Below are 21177 nucleotides of genomic sequence, written 5' to 3'. Positions count from 1 at the left end.
GCCTGCTCGCCACAACAGCCCGCTTGCAACAGACTTCGTGTTAACTGGTTGTGTAGATACCTATGCTGCGATGAGGCAGTCTCAGCTAACACATGGGTAGTTTGACCCACCGCTATCGCAGGCAAGCCAGCTCCCACATGGGTAGTGCAGTGTGTCAATCGGACCACGGTGCCTTTCGGGAGTTATTCAACTCCACCAAGTAACCATCCCCACCCAGCTGGCTCATCTGCTGCCGAATCCACGCCGCGCGCCGTGCCACATACGCCGTTGGATGGCTGGCACTCCACACCCGTGGATTAGGCAAAACCGCCGCCAGATAGCTGGCCTGCTGACGGGACAGCGCCTTGGCACTCACGCCGAAGTGATGTCGCGCGGCGGCTTCTGCGCCAAACACGCCTTCATCCCACTCCACGCTATTGAGGTACACCTCAAGAATCCGCTGCTTGGGCCACAACACCTCTGTCAGTGCGGTAAACCAGGCTTCCAGGCCTTTGCGCAGATAACTGCGGCCGGTCCACAAAAACAGGTTCTTCGACACTTGCTGGCTCAAGGTGCTGGCGCCGCGAATCGAACCACCGCGCTCGTTATGCAGCAGCGCCGCCTGGATCGCGCCGAAATCAAAACCCCAGTGCTGCGGGAAACGCTGGTCTTCACCGGCCATTACCGCCACTTTCAGTTCGTCGGAGATCTCGTCCCACGCCACCCAAGTGCGTTGCAGGTCAATCGGCTCGCCGTCGACCCAGGATTCGATCTTGCGCTCCACCATCAGCGCAGTGAACGGCGGCGGCACCACACGAAACAGCAGCACCAGCAGCACACTGCCGATAGCAAACCATTTAAGGACGTTGAGAAAGCGCTTGAAGAGGAGACGCAGCATAGAGATGGCTTGGCCGAACCCGTTGAGCGGGCCATTATACAGACCCTGCCCATCGAGTCTGACTGGAGTTCCTCATGCTGCGTAGCTTTCTGATGCTGGCTGCCTTTTTCGGCTTTACCGGCGTCGCCCTCGGCGCCTTTGCCGCCCACGGCCTGAAAAACCGCTTGAGCGCCGAGTACCTGGCGATCTTCCATACGGGCGTCACCTACCAGTTGGTGCACGCCCTGGCGCTGTTCGGCGTGGCGCTGCTGGCCGCGCATATTCCTGGCCGGCTGGTCAGCTGGGCGGGTATCTCCTTTGCCGTCGGCATCCTGCTGTTCTCGGGCAGTCTGTATGCGCTGACTCTGACTGGCATCAGCAAGCTCGGCATCATCACGCCGTTTGGGGGGCTGGCCTTCCTGCTGGGTTGGTTCTTCCTCGGTTTGACTGCATGGCGTCTACAGGTCGCCTGACCAAGGGACTTGGGTCAGCCACGCTGATCGGGCTAGAATGCTGGCCCCTAAAAACGATGGCGGCCCGTGGCATGCGCATTCAGTTGAACGGCGAACCCCTTGAACTGCCCGACGGTGAAACCGTTGCGGCCCTGCTGACCCGTCTGGACCTGACCGGACGCCGTGTCGCAGTGGAGCTCAACCTGGATATCGTCCCGCGTAGCCAGCATGCCGAAACCGCGCTCACCGAAGGTGATCAGGTGGAAGTGGTCCACGCCATCGGCGGCGGCTAGCCGCCCGGCGCTCAAGGGCGCCAACCCGCATTCTGCAGAACCTCACCCCACTTCGAGGATTTCCCATGAGCATCGTTCGTAGCGACAAGCCCTTCGTCCTGGCCGGTCGTACCTACCAGTCCCGCCTGCTGGTCGGCACCGGCAAGTACCGCGACATGGAAGAAACCCGCCTGGCTATCGAGGCCTCGGGTGCCGAGATCGTGACGTTTGCCGTGCGCCGCACCAACCTCGGCCAGATCGAGGGCGAGCCGAACCTGCTCGAAGTGTTGTCGCCGGATCGCTACACCTTCCTGCCGAACACTGCCGGTTGCTACGACGCCATCGAAGCCGTACGCACCTGCCGCCTGGCCCGTGAGCTTCTCGACGGCCACAACCTGGTGAAGCTGGAAGTGCTGGCCGACCAGAAAACCCTGTTTCCCAACGTGATCGAAACCCTTAAGGCCGCCGAAACGCTGGTCAAGGAAGGCTTCGACGTGATGGTCTACACCAGTGATGACCCGATCATCGCGCGCCAATTGGCCGAAATCGGCTGCATCGCCGTGATGCCGTTGGCCGGCCTGATCGGTTCTGGCCTGGGCATCTGCAACCCGTACAACCTGCAAATCATCCTCGAAGAAGCCAAGATTCCGGTGCTGGTGGATGCGGGCGTGGGTACTGCCTCCGACGCCACCATCGCCATGGAGCTGGGTTGCGACGCGGTGCTGATGAACTCGGCCATCGCCCATGCCCAGCAGCCGGTCATGATGGCCCAAGCCATGCAACACGCAATCGTCGCGGGCCGCCTGGCGTACCTCGCCGGTCGCATGCCGAAAAAACTGTACGCCAGCGCCTCCTCGCCGCTGGATGGTCTGATCAAGTAAGAGCCATTGATGACTGAATCAAACGAAACGCCGAACACCGTGGAAGAAGGCGACGAGTCCAAGCACCGCCGCATCAAGAGTTTTGTGATGCGCGCCGGACGCATGACCGAAGGCCAGCAAAAGGGCCTGGAGCAAGGTACGCCGCTGTTCGTGTTGCCATTGGCCGACGCGCCGGTGGACTACGACCACGTGTTCGGCCGTTCGGCCCCGCGTTCCCTGGAAATCGGTTTCGGCATGGGCCACTCGCTGCTGGAAATGGCCGCCGCCGCGCCGGACCAGGACTTTATCGGTGTGGAAGTGCACCGCCCAGGTGTCGGCGCGCTGCTTAACGGCGTACTGACCCAAGGCCTGACCAACCTGCGCGTCTACGACTGCGATGCGATTGAAGTGCTCAACCGCTGCATCGCCGACAACAGCCTCGACCGCCTGATGCTGTTTTTCCCGGACCCATGGCACAAGAGCCGCCACCACAAACGCCGTATCGTCCAAGCTTCCTTCGCGGAACTGGTGCGCAGCAAGCTCAAGGTGGGCGGCATCCTGCACATGGCCACCGACTGGGAACCCTACGCGGAATACATGCTGGAAGTGATGGACGTAGCGCCTGGCTACCGCAATCTGGCCGAAGACGGCAAATGCGTGCCACGCCCGGCTGAGCGCCCGATCACCAAGTTCGAACGCCGCGGCGAGCGGCTGGGGCATGGGGTTTGGGATTTGAAGTTCGAGAAGCTGGCTTAATTAGCCAGGAAGCTGAAATGCAATCAACTGTGGGAGCTGGCTTGCCTGCGATAGCATCACCTCAGTATCACAGATACACCGAGGTGCCTGCATCGCAGGCAAGCCAGCTCCCACATTTGTTTTGCAGTGCGCTCTAAATCAGCGGCGGTCGGCCACTACGCCTATCAACACCAGCACCACCACCAATACCGGCGCCAGGCTGTAGTTATTGAACTGGCTCAGCCCCCGCACAATCCACGGCGTGGCATACAGCAGCGCTGCGCCGCTGCCGATCATGCACACCAATGCCATCAACGGTACGCGCAATGCGCCGGCGATGCTGCCCAAGCGGCCTTCGATCCAGCCTTTGATATCAGCGCCAAACAACACCAGTAGGCAGCCGACAAGGGCCAGGGCGATTTCCGACAGGTTGCTACGGCTCCAGCGGGACACGGTGGCGAGCAGGTCGAGTACCAAATCCATGTGATTTCCTTAGAGCGATCAGCTCAAAAACTTCTGCAACAGGTCATTGAGAAACAGTTGCCCACGGTCGGTGGCCGCCAGGCGTGACGGTTCGACCTGCATTAAGCCACTTTGTTCTGCCTCCCGGCGGCCTTCGTCGAGGCTGGCCAGGTCGAGGCCTGTGCGCTCGGCGTACAGCCTGGATTCAACACCTGCGGTGAGGCGCAAAGCGTTCATCAGGAACTCGAATGGCAGCTCTTCATTGGTCAGCTCTTTCGCCCCGGCCTGGAAGCTTTTGGCCGGGTTGAGGTAGTCCTTGGGGGCTCGGGTCTTCCAGGTACGCACGATACGCCCGTCCGGGTGGCTGAGCTTGCCGTGGGCACCGGCGCCGATGCCGATAAAGTCGCCGAAACTCCAGTAGTTCAGGTTGTGTCGCGCCGGGCGGCCCGGTTGGGCATAGGCCGACACTTCATATTGTGCATAACCATGTTCGGCCAGCAGTGCCTGGCCGGCTTCCTGAATGTCCCACAGCGTGTCGTCTTCCGGCAGCGCGGGCGGCTGGTTCCAGAATACGGTGTTGGGTTCCAGTGTCAGTTGATACCAGGAGAGGTGCGTTGGCTTCAGTGCGATGGCCTGGCGCAAGTCGCTCAGCGCATCGTCCAGCGACTGATCGGGCAAGCCGTGCATCAGGTCCAGGTTGAAGTTATCGAACCCGGCCTGGCGCGCCATACCAGCGGCGCGCACGGCTTCATCGCCATTATGGATGCGGCCCAACGCTTCAAGCTTTTGCTGCTGGAAGCTCTGGATGCCGATGGACAGGCGATTGATCCCCAGCTTGCGGTACGCCACGAACTTCTCTTGTTCGAAGGTGCCGGGGTTGGCTTCCAGGGTGATCTCGATGTCGTCGGCAAACGGGATACGGGCTTGCACGCCTTTGAGCAGGCGGCCCAGGGCGGCGGCGCTGAACAGGCTGGGCGTACCGCCACCGAAGAAAATCGAGCTTAGTTCACGGCCGTAAACGGCGTGCAGGTCTTGATCAAGGTCGGCCAGCAATGCGTCCACGTACTCTTCTTCCGGCAGCACTTTGCTGGCGGTGTGGGAGTTGAAGTCGCAATACGGGCATTTGCGCACGCACCACGGAATGTGGATGTACAGCGCCAGGGGCGGCAGCACCGGCAAGGCCGCCCGCGGTGTTTGCGCGCCGCCGTGGATCAGCGGCTGCGCAGAGGTGTTTTGGGTCATTTCAGGCTCAGGCGTTGGCGCAGCAAATCCATTGCGCGGGCGCGGTGGCTGATCTGGTTCTTGTCGGCCGGGCTCAGTTCGGCGCTGGAGACATTGCGCTCCGGCACCCAGAACAACGGGTCATAGCCAAAACCATGCTCGCCACTGGCGGCATGCAGGATGCGCCCGTGCCACAGGCCTTCGCACAAAATCGGCAACGGGTCATCAGCGTGGCGAACCAGCGCCAGCACGCAGACGAACTGTGCGCCGCGCTCGGCGTCCGGCACGTCCTTGAGCGCGTCCAGCAGCTTGGCGTTGTTGGCCGCATCGCCCTTACCGTCGGCATACCGCGCCGAGTAGATGCCCGGCGCACCGCCGAGGAAATCCACGGCCAGGCCCGAGTCGTCCGCCAGTGCCGGAAGGCCGGAGATGCGTGCGGCATTGCGGGCCTTGAGGATGGCGTTTTCGACAAACGACAGGCCGGTTTCTTCCGGCTCTACCTGGCTGAACTCGCCGATTGAGCGCAGTTGCACGGAGTCGCCGAGCATGGCCTGGAGTTCTTTGAGTTTGCCGGCGTTATGGCTGGCCAGTACGAGTTGGGTGAGGTTCATCATTCGGCCGGGAAAAGTTCTTGGACAAAACTGAAACCGTGGGCCTTGCCGCCAGTTTCAACGTTGATGGTGAAGGTCTTGAATTCCTGTTGCGGTACCGAGTAAGGGGCCAGGTAATTGGTCACGCCTTTTTCGGTGATTTGCTTGAATGTCAGCACTTCGCTCTTGCCGCTCAAGTCCTTGATGGTGCCGGTGACTTGCGCCACCACAGGCGTCACGCCTTTGAACACCGACACATTGATCAACCCCTTGTTCTTGCTGCGTACCACGCCCACCGCTTGGGCCGTTTCGGGTTGCAGGAAGCTGGAGGTAAAAGTGTTGTAACGCACGGTGATATCACCAAATTCTTTGGTGCGATTAGGGTCGATAACATCGGCGGCCATGGCGTTGGCGCCCAGCAGCGCAGTCAGTAGAAAAACAGCCAAACGACTCATAAGCGTCCCTCTTGAAAATGATTAGACGGCAATCTTGTGGTCGGTCAGGCCAGGACTGCTGACCCGGTAGATACCAATTTCGCCCAACAGGTTGGGCCATAGTTTACTCGCCCAGCCGTGGCGGTGCTGTTGATCGACGGCAAGGCGGTTGATCACCTTGGCTTCCCGCTCGCCGCACAGGGCTTCGAAGTCTTCAAACGTGCAGAAGTGGATGTTCGGCGTGTTGTACCAGGTGTATGGCAGGAAGTCCGAGACCGGCATGCGCCCCTTGGTCGCCAGGTACCAGCGGCAGCGCCAGTGGCCGAAGTTGGGGAAGGTAATGATGCACTGACGGCCCACGCGCAGCATCTCGTCGAGAATGCGGTCCGGGTAATGCACCGCCTGCAGGGCTTGGGTCATCACCACGATATCGAAACTGTTGCTGGCAAAGTTGCCCAGGCCCTTGTCCAGGTCCTGCTCGATCACGTTGATGCCCTTGGCCACGCACTGGGCGATGTTGTCCGGGTCGTTTTCCAGGCCATAACCGGTGACTTGCTTGTTGTCGCGCAGCCAGCTCAGCAGTTCGCCATCGCCGCAGCCAAGGTCGAGCACGCGGCTGCCGGCGGGGATCCAGTCTTGGATGATTTCCAGGTCGGCTCTCATGGCGTTCTCACAAAGTTATGCGGTTCATGTAGTTGCTGAAAGCCTGCAAGTAACGCGGGATCGGAATCAGGAAGGCGTCATGGCCTTGCGGAGCATCGATCTCCAGGTAGCAGACGTCTTTGCGGGCGGCCATCAAGGCGTCCACCAGCTCGCGGGAGCGCGCCGGCGAGAAACGCCAGTCGGTGGTGAACGACATCACGCAGAACTTGGCCGTGGCGTGCTCGAAGGTTTTCGCCAGGTCGTCGTCGTGGTTGGCCGCCGGGTCGAAGTAGTCCAGCGCCTTGGTCATCAGCAGGTAGGTGTTGGCGTCAAAACGCCCGGAAAACTCCTCGCCCTGATAACGCAGGTAGCTTTCCACCTGGAACTCGACACTGTGGAAGTCGTAGTTGAGCTTTTCGCTCTTGAGCCCACGGCCGAATTTCTCGCCCATGGAGTCATCGGACAGGTAGGTGATATGCCCGACCATCCGCGCCAGCATCAAGCCGCGCTTGGGGATCACACCGGCTTCCTGGAACGAACCACCGTGGAACTCGGGGTCGGTGAGGATCGCCTGGCGTGCCACTTCGTTGAAAGCGATGTTCTGCGCCGACAGTTTTGGTGCCGAGGCGATGGCCAGACAATGGCGCACGCGATCCGGGTAGGAGATGGTCCATTGCAGCGCCTGCATGCCGCCCAGGCTGCCGCCGATCACAGCGGCCCACTGGCTGATGCCCAGCAGGTCGGCGAGGCGTGCCTGGCTGTGCACCCAGTCTTCCACGGTGAGCACCGGGAAGTCGGCGCCAAACGGCTTGCCGGTTTCCGGGTTGAGGCTGCTCGGGCCGGTGGAACCGTTGCAGCCGCCGAGGTTGTTCAGGCTGACCACAAAGAATTTGTTGGTGTCGATGGGCTTGCCGGGGCCGATGCAGCTGTCCCACCAGCCGGGCTTGCGCTCGTCGGCACTGTGAAAGCCAGCGGCGTGATGATGGCCGGACAAGGCGTGGCAGATCAGCACGGCGTTGCTCGCCGTGGCGTTCAACTGGCCGTAGGTTTCATAGATCAGGTCGTAGGCTGGCAACGAACGGCCGCAGGCCAGGGCCAGCGGTTCGCTGAAGTGCGCCACTTGGGGCACGACCAGTCCAACAGAATCGGGGGGGAAGGCAGCTGGCATCGACCCTGCTCTCGTTTAAATGAGGCGTAAGTCTAAAGAGCGGTGACCCCAGCGGCAAGCAAAGGCCTGCACCAGTGCGCAGATATGATCGTTCCCACGCTCCGCGTCGCACCCTGCATGAGGGGACGCAGAGCGTCCCAACAGGCATTCCCACGCAGAGCGTGGGAACGATCATGCGGTCAGATCAGGCCAAACAGCTCTTTAGGCATGAACGCATAGTACGCCAGGCGCGGAATCACCCAGCTTTGCAGCAGCTGGATCGCGATAAACGCGAAGATCGGCGAAATATCCAGGCCGCCCAGGTTCGGGATCAGGCGACGGAACGGCGCCAGCACCGGCTCGGTGATCTGGGCCACCAACTCGGCGCCCGGGCTGCGGCTGCCAGGTGCGACCCACGACAGAATCACGCTGATGATCATCGACCAGAAAATAATCTTCAAAAACAGCGAGAAAATCCCGATCAAACCCCATGGCAACAGCAGCACGGTGAACGCCTGATAGCCGTTGAGCATCAGGATCACCACAAACAACAGGATTTGCAGCAACAGCGCCAGCACCAGCGAGGACATGTCCAGGCCGAACATGCTCGGCACTACCCGGCGCAGTGGCTTGAGCAGCGGCTGGGTGGCCTTGACCACGAACTGGCACAGCGGGTTGTAGAAGTTCGCCCGCACCAGTTGCAGGATAAAACGCATCAGCACGATCAGCAGGTACAGGCTGCCCAGGGTCTGGATGATGAAAATGGCAGCGTCATTGATTCCGAGCATGTTTGATTACCTTGGTAGGGGATGACTATTTGCCCAGTTGCTCAGCCATCTCGGCTGAACGGTGTGCTGCGGCACCCAGTGCTTTTTCCACCAGAGCTTCAAAGCCCCCGGCCTGGAACGATTCGATCGCAGCTTGCGTGGTGCCACCTGGCGAGGTCACGCGACGGCGCAACTCGGCGGCGTCCACAGCGCTTTCTACCGCCATGTTCGCGGCGCCCAAAGCGGTTTGCTCGGCCAGTTGCTCAGCGACGTCATGGGGCAGGCCGAGTTTGACACCGGCAGCGGTCATGGCTTCGATCAACAGGAAGAAGTACGCCGGGCCGCTGCCGGACACGGCAGTAACCGCGTCCAATTGCTGCTCCTGTTCCAGCCACACGGCCAGGCCCACGGCAGACAGCAGCTCCTGAGCCTGGTCGCGCTGCTCGGCAGTCACCTCGGCGGTGGCGTACAAGCCGCTGACGCCCTTGCGCAGCAGTGCTGGAGTATTGGGCATGCAACGCACAATCGGCTGGGCACCGAGCCAGGTGTTCATGCTGGCGCAGGTGATACCGGCGGCGATCGACACCACCAGTTGGTGCGGTTGCAGGCTCGGGCGCAGGCTTTCGCACACGGCCTTCATGGCTTGCGGCTTCACCGCCAGCACGATCACGTCGACGCCCTGGATGGCTTCGGCGTTATCGGCAAAGGTTTCGATACCCTGCTCGGCGCTGATGCGGGCGCGGGTTTCGGCGCCGGGGTCGCTGGCACGGATTTGCGTGGTTTCCAGGCCCTTGGCCCGCAGGCCGCCGATCAGGCTGGCCGCCATGTTACCGGCGCCGATAAAGGCAATACGCGTGTTGCTCATGACAGGTCCTTACTTAGAGGGGTGTCAGCCATTTCACGCCTGGCTGTAGTCGCGGGCGCCAAACAGGGCGGTACCAATCCGCACCCAAGTGGCCCCTTGGGCGATGGCCGACTCAAGGTCGTGGCTCATGCCCATGGAAAGTGTGTCCAGCCCCAGGTTCAGGCTGGCTTGCAGGTCTTTTACCGCAGCGAAGGCTGCATCTTGTGCCGCGCGATCTTCAGTTGGCTCGGGGATCGCCATCAAGCCACGCAGCTTCAAACGCGGCAGGGCGCTGATGGCAGTGGCCAAGGCCGGCAGGTCGGCGGGTGTACAGCCGGACTTGCTGGCTTCGCCACTCACATTCACCTGAATGCAGATATTCAGCGGCGGCAGCTCAGCCGGGCGTTGTTCAGACAGGCGTTGCGCGATTTTCAGGCGGTCCACGGAATGCACCCAGGCGAAGTGCTCGGCGATCGCACGAGTCTTGTTCGATTGAATGGGGCCGATGAAGTGCCAACTCAAGGGCAGGTCGGTTAATTCGGCCTGTTTGCCCAGGGCTTCCTGCAGGTAGTTCTCGCCAAAGTCACGCATGCCGGCGGCATAGGCTTCGCGCACGGCCTGGGCCGGCTTGGTCTTGCTCACGGCCAGCAGGTGGATGCTGCTTTCGTCACGTTGCACGGCATGGGCCGCGGCGCGGATGCGCTGGCTAACCTGGCCAATGTTGTCTGCTATCGTCGACATTCAAGATGCACCCGTGGATATGGAGTCCGCGGCATTCTACTGGAAATGGAAAGCCCTATGGATATCACTGAACTGCTGACGGCCAGCGTGCGCCGTGGCGCCTCCGACCTGCATTTGTCGGCGGGCCTCGCGCCAATGCTGCGGGTCGATGGCGAAATCTGGCCCTTGGATGGCCCGGCGCTTTCGCCTACGCAAGTTGCGGACTTGTTGAGTCCTTTGCTCAACCAGCACCAACAAAAGGATTTCGAAACATCTCTTGAAACGGATTTTGCCTTCGCGCTGCCGGGCCTGGCGCGGTTCCGCGCGAATGTGTTCCGCCAGGATCGCGGCATGGGCGCGGTGTTTCGCACCATCCCCACCGAAGTGCAAAGCCTGGAGAGCCTCGGGTTGGGCGAGGTATTCCGCCGTATCGCGCAGCTGCCGCGTGGCCTGGTGCTGGTGACCGGCGCGACCGGCTCCGGCAAGTCGACAACCCTGGCGGCGATGATCGACCACCTCAACCAGCACCGGCGCCAGCACATCCTCACCCTGGAAGACCCGATCGAATTTATCCACAGGCCGAAAATGGCCCTGATCAACCAGCGTCAGGTACACCGCGATACCCACAGCTTCTCGGCGGCGCTGCGTTCGGCCCTGCGTGAAGACCCGGATGTGATTCTGGTGGGCGAGTTGCGTGACCTGGAAACCATCCGCCTGGCACTGACGGCGGCAGAGACCGGGCACTTGGTATTGGGCACGCTGCACACCACCTCAGCGGCAAAGAGCGTGGATCGGCTGGTGGACGTGTTCCCTGCGGGGGAAAAAGCCATGGTGCGCGCCATGCTGTCCGAGTCGTTGCAGGCGGTGGTGTCCCAGGTGCTGGTCAAGAAACTCGGCGGCGGCCGGGTGGCGGCGCACGAAATCATGCTGGGCACGCCAGCCATCCGTAACCTGATCCGCGAAGACAAGGTGGCGCAGATGGTCTCGGCTATTCAAACCGGTGGGGCGTTGGGGATGAAAACGCTGGATATGAGCTTGAAGGCGTTGGTCAGCGAAGGGCTGATCAGCCGGGAGGATGCGCGGAGGTTGGCGAGGGTGCCGACAGATATCTGAAGGCTGATGAAATCAGTGTGGGAGCTGGCTTGCCTGCGATTACGGTGTGCCAGTCGACAGAGATGTCGCCTGGCAGTCCGCTATCGCAGCGGTGCGACGATTCGACAAGCCAGCTCCCACATTTTGTAGTGCATTCAGCCTGGGATCAGCGCTGAACAACCCGCAGGTTATTCTGCTCTTTAGGCAGAACACGCTTGGCAATCACGTAGTTCTTGTCCCAGAACGGCTTTTTCAGTGTGTCGATGCTCACCGACTTGCCACGGCGCGGTGCGTGGATAAAGCGGTCGTTGCCCAGGTAGATGGCAACGTGGTTGACCTGGCGGCTCTTCAGTTTGAAGAACAACAGGTCGCCCGGTTTCAAGTCCTTGCGATCAACCTTCAAGCCGTGGCCGGCAGCCATGGCGTTGGAGGTGCGCGGCAAATCCACTGCTTTTACATCATTAAACGCATATTTCACCAAACCGCTGCAGTCGAACCCTTTACTTGGGCTGCTGCCGCCCCAACGATAAGGTGTACCGAGCACGTTAACGGCACGGCTGAGGACATTGCTGCTTTGTTTGGTATTGACGGCCAGTTGGGTGTGGATTGCTTTACCGTGGGCCTTGCTCACTTGAGTCGGGCGGTTGACGGTCAGCTTTACCGACTTGGCAGTGCTGGGTGTGCTGTGAACTTTAGGGGTGAAACCGTTAACGTTAGGAAGACGTTGCTCACGATTGGTGGCGTGGGCGGCCAGTGGCATTAATAGGCAGATGGTTAGCCATGTCTTGAAAAATGGTCGCATTAGGCGTGGCTCTTTTAGGTTTGCGCGCAACTTTATAACAGCTTTTTGTGTCGTTCTCAGGCCGTTTGTCGACTGAACCCTGGGGTCAAATACAGGAAAAGCGCGACGAATTGCCGCTATTGTCCTACAGAAGTCAGGTGGCATAAGGCTTTGCGGGAGGGAAGATACCATTTGCCGTGCGTCGGGCGCCCGTAAAAAAGTCACAAAGAAAATGAAAAAATTTATCTATCGAGGCAAAAGAGGTACTCCATGAACACCTATCGACAGGATGTTACGCAGCAAGACACCCACAGCAAGGTGATCGGTTACCTGCTCTGGATTCTCGGTTTTACCGGGGCACATCGTTTCTATTACGGCAAACCCGTGACCGGCACGATCTGGTTTTTCACCTTCGGCCTGTTCGGCATCGGCTGGCTGATCGACTTGTTCCTGATCCCGGCCATGGACCGTGAAGCGGACCTGCGTTTTACCGCCGGCCCTATCGAATACAACGTGGCCTGGATACTGCTGGCGTTCCTCGGTGTGTTCGGCTTGCACCGCATGTACCAGGGCAAATGGATCACCGGCCTGATCTACCTGCTGACCGGCGGTTTGTTCCTGATCGGGGTGCTGTATGACTTCTGGACGTTGAATACGCAGATTTCGATCCGCAATGCTGAGCGTAATGCTGGGCGATAACGCACTTAAGTCATGTAGAGATGCAAATGTGGGAGCTGGCTTGCCTGCGATAGCATCGCCTCGGTCGTGCTGAAAGACCGAGGTGCCCGCATCGCAGGCAAGCCAGCTCCCACATTGATCGTGCCCACATTAACTGCGCGATCTATCAGGCCTGATAGGTAATCCGCCCATCCACCAAGGTGTAGCGCACCGTCGCCGGCAGGCTATGGCCGATGAACGGGCAGTTCTCGCCCTTGGACAGCCAGTGTTCCCCGGCAACCGTGGAGCTGGCCGGGTCAAACAACACCAGATCCGCCGCCGAACCTACCGCCAATTTACCCGCCGGCAGGCGCAATGCCTCGGCCGGGCCGGCGCTCAGGCGCGCCAGCAGCGTCGGCAAGTCCAGCAAGCCGTCTTCCACCAACGTCATCGCCAGTGGCAGCAACAGCTCTACGCTGCTGATACCCGGCTCGGTAGCGCCAAACGGTGCCAGCTTGGTATCCCGTTCGTGGGGCTGGTGATGGCTGGAAATTGCCGATACCACACCCGACTTCACCGCCGCACGCAAACCCTCGCGGTCGGCCAGGGTGCGCAGCGGTGGCTGCACGTGATACAGGCTGGAGAAGTCGATCAACGCCTCATCGGTCAAAATCAGCTGATACAACGCCACATCCGCCGTCACCGGCAGGCCGCGCGCCTGGGCCTGGGCGATCAAGGCCACACCGCGTGCGCTGGTCAGTTGGCTGAAGTGCGCACGCACGCCGCTTTGTTCCACCAGCAGCAGGTCGCGGGCCAGGGCCACGGTCTCAGCGGTTTCCGGAATGCCCGGCAGGCCGAGGAAGCTGGCCACGGCGCCTTCATGGGCCAGGCCGCCTTCGGCCAGGTCGCGGTCCTGGGAGTGGAAGATCACGGTCAGATCGAACGTAGCCGCATATTCCAGGGCACGGCACAGCGTGCGGGTGCTGCGAAAACTCTCCAGGCCGTTGCCGAACGCCACGCAACCGGCGTCACGCAGGGCGATCAGCTCGGCGAGTTGTTCACCTTCCAGGCCTTTGCTTAGGGCGCCGATGGGGAACACTTTACAATTACCGGCTTCACGGGCGCGGTCGAGGATCAGCTCGGTCACCGCCGAAGTGTCGAGGATCGGCTTGGTGTGCGGCGGGCAGCACAGGCTGGTGACGCCACCGGCTGCGGCGGCGCGGGTTTCACTGGCGATGCTGCCTTTGCGGCTGTAACCCGGCTCGCGCAAAGCGACGTTCAGGTCCACCAGGCCTGGCGCGGCTACCAAACCTTTGGCGTCGATGCTCTGGCTGGCGCTGAAACCTGCGGGCGCGGCGCCAATGGCGATGAGCTTGCCGGCTTCCAGGTGAAGGTCGGTGACTTGATCCAGGCCACTGGCCGGATCGATAACGCGAGCGCCAAGAATGCTGAGCTTCACTGGGCGTTCTCCTGCTCGAATTGACGTTGCGCGGTTTGCCCGCTCATGGCCATGGACAGCACGGCCATACGGATGGCGATGCCATAAGTCACCTGGTTGAGGATCACTGACTGCGGGCCATCGGCCACCGCCGACTCAATCTCCACGCCACGGTTGATCGGGCCTGGGTGCATCACGATGGCGTCCGGCTTGGCGCCGGCCAAACGTGCGGTAGTCAGGCCGAACAGGCGGTAGAACTCGCCTTCGCTCGGCAGCAGGCCACCGGACATGCGCTCGCGTTGCAGGCGCAGCATGATCACCACGTCCACATCCTTGAGGCCTTCGGTCATGTCGGTGTAGACCTTCACGCCGTATTGCTCGATGCCGATCGGCAGCAGGGTTTTTGGCGCGATCACGCGAATGTCCGGGCAGCCGAGGGTTTTCAGGGCCAGCATGTTCGAGCGCGCAACCCGCGAGTGCAGGATGTCGCCGACGATGGCCACCGAAAGGTTTTCAAAGCTGCCCTTGTGCCGACGGATGGTGAGCATGTCGAGCATGCCCTGGGTCGGGTGGGCGTGGCGGCCGTCACCGCCGTTGATGATTGCCACCTGCGGGCACACGTGCTCGGCGATGAAGTGCGCGGCGCCGGAGTCGCCGTGGCGTACCACGAACATGTCGGCGGCCATGGCTTCCAGGTTGCGCAGGGTGTCGAGCAGGGTTTCGCCCTTGCTCGCCGACGAGGTGGACACGTTCAGTGTGATCACGTCAGCCGACAGCCGCTGGGCCGCCAGTTCAAAGGTGGTGCGGGTGCGCGTGGAGTTCTCGAAGAACACATTGCAGATGGTTTTGCCGCGCAGCAGCGGGACTTTCTTCACCGCCCGGCCACCGACTTCGAGGAATGAGTCGGCGGTGTCGAGGATTTCGGTGAGCAGTTCGCGGGGCAAACCGTCGAGGGACAAAAAGTGTTGCAACTGGCCCTGAGCATTGAGCTGCAGCGGGCGCTTGGCATCTAGAGGCGTCATCGCGGGGACTCTGTACAAGGCGGTTTAAAGGGCAAGGTCTTGCAGTTCGAGTTCGAGCGGCGTGGGACCGGACAATTTTACCCGTTGATGGGCTTGCAGCGACAGCGTTGCGCCAACCACGTCCGGGCTGATCGGCAATTCGCCGGCGTCCAGGTCCAGCAGGCATACGAGGGTTACGCTGGCCGGGCGGCCGTAGTCGAACAGCTCGTTGAGGGCCGCGCGGATGGTACGGCCACTCATCAGCACGTCGTCGATCAGCACCAGATGCTGGCCTTCGACCTCGAACGGCAGCGCCGAGGGCTGCACTTGCGGGTGCAGGCCGTTCTGGCTGAAGTCGTCGCGGTAAAAGGACACGTCCAGGGTGCCCAGCGGCGAATCGCTGCCCAGCTCTTCCAGTAGCGCCTGGGCCACCCACACACCGCCGGTGCGGATCCCGATAAAACGCGGCTCGCTGATGGCGCGGTGTTCCAGGTGGGCCTTAAGGCGAATCGCCATCTGGCTGATCAGTTCGGCGGGATTGGGCAGGCTCATGGTGGCTCCTTCAAGGCCTTGCGCGGCGGGGGCGCGGCAAGGTCCGGACTCAAACGTAAAAAGACGCGGCAAGCCGCGTCAGTCAGGATTCAAATAAAGCGGTGTTTTCATCCAGCCAACCCTGCAACAACAGGGCGGCGGCGATGGCGTCTACCGGGTTGTCGCGGTAGCTGCCTTTTTGCCCGCCACGGTCGCGGCGCTCACCCTTGGCTTCAAAGGTGGTCAGGCGTTCATCGTGGGTATAGAAGGGCAGGTTGTAGCGGCCATTGAGGCGGCGGGCGAATTTTTCCGCGCGCAGGCACATCTCGCTGGGAGTGCCGTCCATGTTCAAGGGCAGGCCGACCACCACAGCATCGGGCTTCCACTCTTTAATCAGGGCTTCAACCTGGTTCCAGTCCGGCACGCCGTTCTGGGCTTTCAAGGTACACAGCTCGCGGGCCTGGCCGGTAATCACCTGGCCGACCGCTACGCCGATCTGTTTGGTGCCGTAGTCAAAGCCGAGGATCAAGCGCAAAGCCATCAGGCGTGCCCCGCCTGGCTGGTCAGCAGGCTGAGGTTGACCCGCAGCTTGGCTGCAGCCGCTTCCAGGCGCAGCTCGCTGGCGGTGTTGAACAGGATGTCGGCGTCAAACGGGCAGGTCAGCCAGGCATTGCTGGCCAGTTCGGCTTCCAGTTGCCCGGCTTCCCAACCGGCGTAGCCGAGGGTGATCACGCTTTGCTCGGGGCCAACGCCGTCGGCGATGGCGAACAACACGTCCTGGGAGGTAGACAGCGACACGCCTTCAAGGTCGACCGTGGCCTGAAACTTCGGCCCGGTAGGGTGCAGCACAAAGCCGCGATCGGTCTGCACCGGCCCGCCAATGTAGATCGGCACGCCCTGGCAACGCGCCGGTGGGTCGATCTCGGGGCGCAATTGCTCAAGGATATCGGCCAGGTTCAGCTCTTGCGGGCGGTTGACCACCAACCCCATGGCACCATTGGCCGTGTGCTCGACGATGTAGGTCAAGGTCTGCGCAAAGTTCGGGTCGGCCATATGGGGCATGGCGATCAGGAATTGGTGCTTGAGGTAGGTCGGGCTGACATTTTTCATGTCCACTAGTGTGGCGTTGGAGGGGCGAACTGACAAGCTGGAGTTAGTGATCGCTCCCACGCTTTGCGTGGGAGTGTCGCCTGTGACGCTCCGCGTCACGCTCTTAAAAGCGGACGCGGAGCGTCCTGAGATGCGTTCCCACGCAGAGCGTGGGAACGATCCGTTGTCATCAATTGCTGGACAGCCGATCGCCCCTGGCAAACTTCCAGGTGCGGATGATTTCCAGGCGGTCGATGTCGTTCAAGTCGCCGGTAAACGGCGCGAAAGGCGCAGCCAGGCGCACGATGCGCTGGGCGGCCTGGTCCAGCAGTGGCTGGCCGGACGACTCCAGCACCTGCACTTCATATAGCGAACCATCGCGGTTAATCGACACCAGAAGACGCAAATTGCCATAGATCTGCTGACGTCGCGCTTCATCCGGGTAGTTGAGGTTGCCGATGCGCTCGACCTTCTTGCGCCACTCGTCCTTATACCAGGCGCCTTTGTCACGCATGGTTGACGCGGCATTCAGCCGGTAGATGCGTGGGCGCTTGGCGTATAGCTGCTGTTCATTGGCCAGTTCGGCTTCGAGGCTGGAAATCTGGTCGGAAAGTTGTGAGCTGTCGAACGTCGGCGCCGGTTTGACGGGCTCAGGCGTTGGCTCGGTCTTGGCTTTCTCGCGCTGGGTCGCAGCTTTTTGCGGTTTGGGCGCGACGGTGGTCACGGCAGCCTTGGGCGCGGCCTGCTTGACCTCGGGCTTGGGGGCGGGTGGCGGCGTGACTTTATTGACCTTGTTGTCCTGGAAAGGCGCCACTTCGGTGGTCTTGGGCACGGCCTTCTTGTCGAGGGTGCCGCTGCCTTGCTGGTTGTCCTGGGCAAGAAAATCAGCCTTTTCGGGCTTCTTTTCGCTCTTGAACGTGGCGAGGGTGATTTCCAGGGTCTTGGTGATCTGCTTGGGTTCGACGTAGGTGAAGCCCAGGCCGAGGAGTAGGGCGAGGTGGATCAAGGCGGCCAGGAACAGGGTAAATCCGAGCCGATCAGCCGGGCGCACGCCGCTGTGGGAGAGTTCGGGGGGCAGATCGGACGGGAGTGTCATGACAAAAAAACCAACATCGCGCGTTTCACAGGTGGCGCATGATAACGCAATGTTGGTTGATGTCCGGCTGTTCTATGTCACTTGGCTTGTAGCTTGCGCTCAATGGCCGCCATCAGCATTTCGCCGATGTTCGTGCCAAATGCGTTGTCGATCTCGCGAATACAGGTCGGGCTGGTGACGTTGATTTCGGTGAGGTTCTCACCAATTACGTCTAGTCCTACAAATAGCAGGCCTTTTTCCCGCAGAGTTGGGCCGACTTGGGCCGCAATCCAGCGATCCTTGTCTGTCAGTGGGCGTGCTTCTCCGCGACCACCGGCCGCCAGGTTGCCACGGGTCTCGCCGGCTGCCGGAATACGCGCCAGGCAGTAATCCACCGGCTCGCCGTCGATCATCAGGATGCGTTTGTCGCCGTCCTTGATCGCCGGAATATAAGCCTGGCCCATGATCTGCTGGGTGCCCAGCGCGGTCAGGGTTTCCAGGATCACCGACAGGTTCGGGTCCCCGGCGCGGTGACGGAAAATCGACGTGCCGCCCATGCCGTCCAGCGGTTTGAGGATCACATCACCGTGTTTGGCGGCGAATTCACGCAGCACGTCGGCGCGGCGGCTGACCACGGTCGGCGGCGTGCACTGTGGGAACAGCGTGGCGAACAGCTTTTCATTGCAGTCGCGCAGGCTCTGCGGCTTGTTGACGATCAGCACACCGGCGCGCTCGGCCTGCTCCAGCAGGTAGGTGGAGTAGACGAATTCCATGTCGAACGGCGGGTCTTTGCGCATCAGGATCACGTCCAGATCGCTCAGCGGGCTGTCGATTTCGTCCGACAGCTCAAACCACTTCTCGGGGTTGGCAAACACCTGCAGCGGGCGCATGCGCGCGCGGGCCTCGCCGTCGCCCTGGTAAAGATCGCGCTGCTCCATATAGAACAGGGTCCAGCCGCGGGCCTGGGCGGCCAGGAGCATGGCCAGCGAGCTGTCCTTTTTATAGGAAATGCTGGCGATAGGGTCCATGACAATGCCGACGCGAACGCTCATGGGGGATTTCCTCTAGCAAATTAGGGCGCATAAAAGTGGCGTCAGAGTGGCGCTGCGGCTGTTGTGGGTCAAGGAAAAACCACCTGGCCGGTTGCTCGATAGATTGCGCCCGGAGACTGTGCTAAAAAGACTGCCATGGCGCAGCAGCCCTTGAATTCCAAGGCTTGCGGCGCTCATCCTGTGCAACATCAGGCAGTACACACCGAAAACCGATTCGCTGTGGCGATGGTAGAGCAGATATGGAACAGCATTCCAACGCCTTGAGAGTGATGGTGATCGACGATTCAAAAACGATCCGCCGCACCGCCGAGACGCTGTTGAAGAACGTGGGCTGCGATGTGATCACGGCCATCGACGGTTTCGATGCCCTGGCCCGGATTGTTGATCATCACCCGCACATTATCTTTGTCGACATCATGATGCCGCGCCTGGATGGCTACCAGACCTGCGCCCTGGTGAAGAACAACCCGGCGTTCAAGTCGATCCCGGTGATCATGCTGTCGTCCAAAGACGGCCTGTTCGACAAGGCCAAGGGGCGCATCGTCGGTGTCGATCAGTTTTTGACCAAGCCTTTCAGCAAGGAAGAACTGCTGGGCGCAATCAAGGCTTACGTGCCTGGGTTCGCCGCAGTAGAACAAGCACACTGACGCCGCCTCACAAGGGCCGGCGCCGACCAATGTAGTGGGGAAAACCATGGCACGCGTTCTGATCGTCGACGATTCGCCGACTGAAATGTACAAACTCACCGGCATGCTGGAAAAGCACGGCCACGTGGTGCTCAAGGCCGAAAACGGCGCGGACGGCGTGGCCCTGGCCCGTCAGGAAAAACCCGACGCAGTGCTGATGGACATCGTGATGCCGGGCCTCAATGGCTTCCAGGCCACCCGCCAGTTGTCCAAGGAACCGGAAACCAACGGCATACCGATCATTATCATCACCACCAAAGATCAGGAAACCGACAAAATCTGGGGCGCGCGCCAGGGTGCCAAGGATTACCTGACCAAGCCTGTGGACGAAGACACCCTGATCGCCACCTTGAACAAGGTATTGGCCGGCTAAAGGCTCGCGATCATGACCGAGTCGCAAACCGCCTTCGAGCTGCTGCTGGACATCGACCGCCGCTGCCGCCTGCTGGCCGCCGACCTGCCGTCCCAGGAAGCCCGCCTGCAACGCTGGAGCGGGATCGGCTTTCGCCTGGGGCCACACTGGTACGTGGCGCCGATGGGCGAGGTCGCCGAAGTGCTGCATGAGCCGCGTTGCACCTTGATGCCCGGTGTAAAGCCATGGGTCAAGGGCGTGGCCAACCTGCGCGGGCGCTTGCTGCCGGTGATGGACCTGGGCGGTTTTCTCGGCCTGGAACTGTCCAGGGCCCGCAAGCAGCGGCGGGTGCTGGTGGTCGAATTCAACGATCTGTTTGTCGGGCTGCTGGTAGACGAGGTAGTGGGCATGCAGCATTTCGCACAAGACGCATTGTTGGTGAGCACTGCCCCAGCCGCGCCGTTTATCCAGGGCGAGTTCGACAGCGATCAGGTGTGGCAAGTCTTCAGCCCCTTCGCTCTGGCCCAGGCCCCGGGCTTTATGGATGTTGCCGCATGACCACCGTCACCACGCCCAAACCCCAGGCCGCGTCGCGTAGCCGCTCGCAGATCATCGTGCTGTTTATCGCGTTGATCGTGTTCATCATGCTGTTGTTCGCCAACTTCGCGTACCTCAACACCCAGTCCACCTATGACAAGCAGTACATCGGCCACGCCGGTGAGCTGCGCGTGCTGTCGCAGCGCATCGCCAAAAACGCCACCGAGGCCGCTGCCGGCAAGGCCGCCGCGTTCAAATTGCTGGGCGATGCGCGCAACGACTTTGCCCAGCGTTGGGGCTACCTGAAAAAAGGCGATATCGAAACCGGTCTGCCCGCCGCACCCAGTGCTGTTCGTGCGGAAATGCGTGCGGTGCAGACTGATTGGGAAGCGCTGCTGAAAAACACCGACGCGATCCTCGCCAGCGAGCAAACCGTGCTGTCCCTGCATCAAGTGGCCGCGACCCTCGCCGAAACCGTGCCGCAATTGCAGATGGAGTCGGAAAAGGTCGTCGATATCCTGCTGCAACGCGGCGCACCGGCCAGCCAGGTGGCCTTGGCCCAACGCCAGTCGCTGTTGGCCGAACGTATTCTCGGCGCGGTCAACACCGTGCTGGCAGGCGACGAAACCGCCGTGCAAGCCGCCGATGCCTTCGGGCGCGATGCCAGCCGCTTTGGTGTGGTGCTCAACGGCATGCTCAATGGCAACCCAGGCTTGCGCATCACCCAGGTCGAAGACCATGACGCCCGCGCACGGCTGGCGGAAATTTCGGAGCTGTTCGAGTTTGTTTCCGGCTCCGTGGATGAAATCCTCGAAACCTCGCCACAACTGTTCCAGGTGCGGGCCTCGGCGAGCAATATCTTCAACCTCTCGCAAACCCTGCTT

At 61.2% G+C, this 21177-nt stretch carries 28 protein-coding genes; 10 read left to right on the top strand and 18 right to left on the bottom strand.

Annotation, left to right across the window (positions count from 1 at the left end; genetic code table 11):
- Positions 1–154: 154 nt before the first annotated feature.
- Positions 155–877 (bottom strand): monofunctional biosynthetic peptidoglycan transglycosylase, encoded by a 723-nt coding sequence (gene mtgA / locus K0H48_RS25940; protein WP_219269858.1) that lies wholly within the window; start codon positions 875–877, stop codon positions 155–157.
- Positions 878–951: 74 nt separating this feature from the next.
- Here mtgA and K0H48_RS25935 point away from each other — a divergent pair, with 74 nt between their 5' ends.
- From K0H48_RS25935 to trmB, 4 genes are all read left to right on the top strand, one after another.
- Positions 952–1329 carry a DUF423 domain-containing protein gene (locus K0H48_RS25935; protein WP_219269857.1) on the top strand — a complete coding sequence of 126 codons (378 nt, stop codon included), beginning with the start codon at positions 952–954 and terminating at the stop codon, positions 1327–1329.
- A gap of 71 nt (positions 1330–1400) precedes the next feature.
- Positions 1401–1601: a sulfur carrier protein ThiS gene (thiS, locus tag K0H48_RS25930; RefSeq protein WP_178112716.1), complete on the top strand. Its 201-nt coding sequence runs from the start codon at positions 1401–1403 to the stop codon at positions 1599–1601.
- A 65-nt stretch (positions 1602–1666) separates the two neighbouring features.
- On the top strand, positions 1667–2461 hold the full coding sequence (locus K0H48_RS25925; RefSeq protein WP_105521099.1) for a thiazole synthase: 795 nt from the start codon (positions 1667–1669) through the stop codon (positions 2459–2461).
- A 9-nt stretch (positions 2462–2470) separates the two neighbouring features.
- Positions 2471–3196, top strand: coding sequence for a tRNA (guanosine(46)-N7)-methyltransferase TrmB (gene trmB / locus K0H48_RS25920; RefSeq protein ID WP_219269856.1), 726 nt, complete (start codon positions 2471–2473; stop codon positions 3194–3196).
- Between the two features lie 138 nt (positions 3197–3334).
- Here the strand turns inward: trmB and K0H48_RS25915 are convergent, their stop codons facing one another.
- The 9 genes from K0H48_RS25915 to K0H48_RS25875 form a co-directional block, all read right to left on the bottom strand.
- Positions 3335–3658, bottom strand: a complete 324-nt coding sequence (locus tag K0H48_RS25915; RefSeq protein ID WP_219269855.1) for a DUF3392 domain-containing protein — start codon at positions 3656–3658, stop codon at positions 3335–3337.
- An 18-nt stretch (positions 3659–3676) separates the two neighbouring features.
- Positions 3677–4879, bottom strand: a complete 1203-nt coding sequence (gene hemW / locus K0H48_RS25910; RefSeq protein ID WP_257627106.1) for a radical SAM family heme chaperone HemW — start codon at positions 4877–4879, stop codon at positions 3677–3679.
- Positions 4876–5472 (bottom strand): RdgB/HAM1 family non-canonical purine NTP pyrophosphatase, encoded by a 597-nt coding sequence (gene rdgB / locus K0H48_RS25905; RefSeq protein WP_025859581.1) that lies wholly within the window; start codon positions 5470–5472, stop codon positions 4876–4878. The genes hemW and rdgB overlap by 4 nt, the downstream gene beginning before the upstream one ends.
- The gene (locus K0H48_RS25900; RefSeq protein WP_056857692.1) at positions 5469–5903 is read right to left on the bottom strand and encodes a DUF4426 domain-containing protein; all 435 of its coding nucleotides are present in this window, start codon (positions 5901–5903) and stop codon (positions 5469–5471) included. Before K0H48_RS25900 ends, rdgB begins: the two co-directional genes overlap by 4 nt.
- Before the next feature lie 21 nt (positions 5904–5924).
- On the bottom strand, positions 5925–6545 hold the full coding sequence (gene metW / locus K0H48_RS25895) for a methionine biosynthesis protein MetW (RefSeq protein ID WP_016972957.1): 621 nt from the start codon (positions 6543–6545) through the stop codon (positions 5925–5927).
- A gap of 7 nt (positions 6546–6552) precedes the next feature.
- Positions 6553–7692, bottom strand: a complete 1140-nt coding sequence (locus tag K0H48_RS25890) for a homoserine O-acetyltransferase (protein ID WP_219269853.1) — start codon at positions 7690–7692, stop codon at positions 6553–6555.
- A gap of 179 nt (positions 7693–7871) precedes the next feature.
- On the bottom strand, positions 7872–8459 hold the full coding sequence (locus K0H48_RS25885; protein WP_017139454.1) for a YggT family protein: 588 nt from the start codon (positions 8457–8459) through the stop codon (positions 7872–7874).
- 25 nt (positions 8460–8484) lie between these two features.
- Positions 8485–9303, bottom strand: coding sequence for a pyrroline-5-carboxylate reductase (gene proC, locus K0H48_RS25880; protein WP_219269852.1), 819 nt, complete (start codon positions 9301–9303; stop codon positions 8485–8487).
- A 33-nt stretch (positions 9304–9336) separates the two neighbouring features.
- Complete coding sequence (locus K0H48_RS25875; RefSeq protein WP_219269850.1) at positions 9337–10023, bottom strand: YggS family pyridoxal phosphate-dependent enzyme; 687 nt, start codon at positions 10021–10023, stop codon at positions 9337–9339.
- Between the two features lie 57 nt (positions 10024–10080).
- On the opposite strand from K0H48_RS25875, the gene K0H48_RS25870 reads away from it, so the two are divergent.
- A complete protein-coding gene (locus K0H48_RS25870) occupies positions 10081–11115 on the top strand; it encodes a type IV pilus twitching motility protein PilT (protein ID WP_219269848.1) in 1035 nt (344 codons plus the stop codon).
- Positions 11116–11260: 145 nt separating this feature from the next.
- Here K0H48_RS25870 and K0H48_RS25865 read toward each other — a convergent pair whose 3' ends face one another.
- Positions 11261–11896, bottom strand: a complete 636-nt coding sequence (locus tag K0H48_RS25865) for a C40 family peptidase (RefSeq protein WP_017139450.1) — start codon at positions 11894–11896, stop codon at positions 11261–11263.
- A 249-nt stretch (positions 11897–12145) separates the two neighbouring features.
- Here K0H48_RS25865 and K0H48_RS25860 point away from each other — a divergent pair, with 249 nt between their 5' ends.
- A complete protein-coding gene (locus K0H48_RS25860) occupies positions 12146–12574 on the top strand; it encodes a TM2 domain-containing protein (protein ID WP_219269846.1) in 429 nt (142 codons plus the stop codon).
- Positions 12575–12719: 145 nt separating this feature from the next.
- Here K0H48_RS25860 and K0H48_RS25855 read toward each other — a convergent pair whose 3' ends face one another.
- The 7 genes from K0H48_RS25855 to gshB form a co-directional block, all read right to left on the bottom strand.
- Positions 12720–13991, bottom strand: a complete 1272-nt coding sequence (locus K0H48_RS25855; protein ID WP_219269844.1) for a dihydroorotase — start codon at positions 13989–13991, stop codon at positions 12720–12722.
- Positions 13988–14992, bottom strand: coding sequence for an aspartate carbamoyltransferase catalytic subunit (locus tag K0H48_RS25850; protein ID WP_056857699.1), 1005 nt, complete (start codon positions 14990–14992; stop codon positions 13988–13990). Before K0H48_RS25850 ends, K0H48_RS25855 begins: the two co-directional genes overlap by 4 nt.
- Positions 14993–15016: 24 nt before the next feature.
- Positions 15017–15523, bottom strand: a complete 507-nt coding sequence (gene pyrR / locus K0H48_RS25845; RefSeq protein WP_017139446.1) for a bifunctional pyr operon transcriptional regulator/uracil phosphoribosyltransferase PyrR — start codon at positions 15521–15523, stop codon at positions 15017–15019.
- An 82-nt stretch (positions 15524–15605) separates the two neighbouring features.
- Entirely contained in the window at positions 15606–16043 is a 438-nt protein-coding gene (ruvX, locus tag K0H48_RS25840; RefSeq protein ID WP_003213744.1) for a Holliday junction resolvase RuvX, read from the bottom strand.
- Entirely contained in the window at positions 16043–16612 is a 570-nt protein-coding gene (locus K0H48_RS25835; RefSeq protein WP_017139445.1) for a YqgE/AlgH family protein, read from the bottom strand. Before K0H48_RS25835 ends, ruvX begins: the two co-directional genes overlap by 1 nt.
- Before the next feature lie 169 nt (positions 16613–16781).
- Positions 16782–17687 carry an energy transducer TonB gene (locus K0H48_RS25830; RefSeq protein WP_138813467.1) on the bottom strand — a complete coding sequence of 302 codons (906 nt, stop codon included), beginning with the start codon at positions 17685–17687 and terminating at the stop codon, positions 16782–16784.
- A 77-nt stretch (positions 17688–17764) separates the two neighbouring features.
- Positions 17765–18718, bottom strand: a complete 954-nt coding sequence (gene gshB, locus K0H48_RS25825; protein ID WP_191946773.1) for a glutathione synthase — start codon at positions 18716–18718, stop codon at positions 17765–17767.
- A 239-nt stretch (positions 18719–18957) separates the two neighbouring features.
- Between gshB and pilG the strand changes: the two genes are divergently transcribed.
- The 4 genes from pilG to K0H48_RS25805 form a co-directional block, all read left to right on the top strand.
- Positions 18958–19365, top strand: coding sequence for a twitching motility response regulator PilG (gene pilG / locus K0H48_RS25820; RefSeq protein ID WP_010564379.1), 408 nt, complete (start codon positions 18958–18960; stop codon positions 19363–19365).
- A gap of 46 nt (positions 19366–19411) precedes the next feature.
- The gene (pilH, locus tag K0H48_RS25815) at positions 19412–19777 is read left to right on the top strand and encodes a twitching motility response regulator PilH (RefSeq protein ID WP_017139442.1); all 366 of its coding nucleotides are present in this window, start codon (positions 19412–19414) and stop codon (positions 19775–19777) included.
- 12 nt (positions 19778–19789) lie between these two features.
- Positions 19790–20314, top strand: a complete 525-nt coding sequence (locus tag K0H48_RS25810) for a chemotaxis protein CheW (protein WP_219269843.1) — start codon at positions 19790–19792, stop codon at positions 20312–20314.
- A partial coding sequence (locus K0H48_RS25805) for a type IV pili methyl-accepting chemotaxis transducer N-terminal domain-containing protein (protein ID WP_219269841.1) occupies positions 20311–21177 on the top strand: 867 nt, incomplete at its 3' end. The genes K0H48_RS25810 and K0H48_RS25805, both read left to right, overlap by 4 nt.

Source organism: Pseudomonas sp. Xaverov 259 (genome assembly GCF_019352915.1).
Classification (GTDB): Bacteria; Pseudomonadota; Gammaproteobacteria; order Pseudomonadales; family Pseudomonadaceae; genus Aquipseudomonas.
Note: the sequence above shows the minus strand (reverse complement) of the source record. Positions and strands in the feature narration are given on the sequence as shown.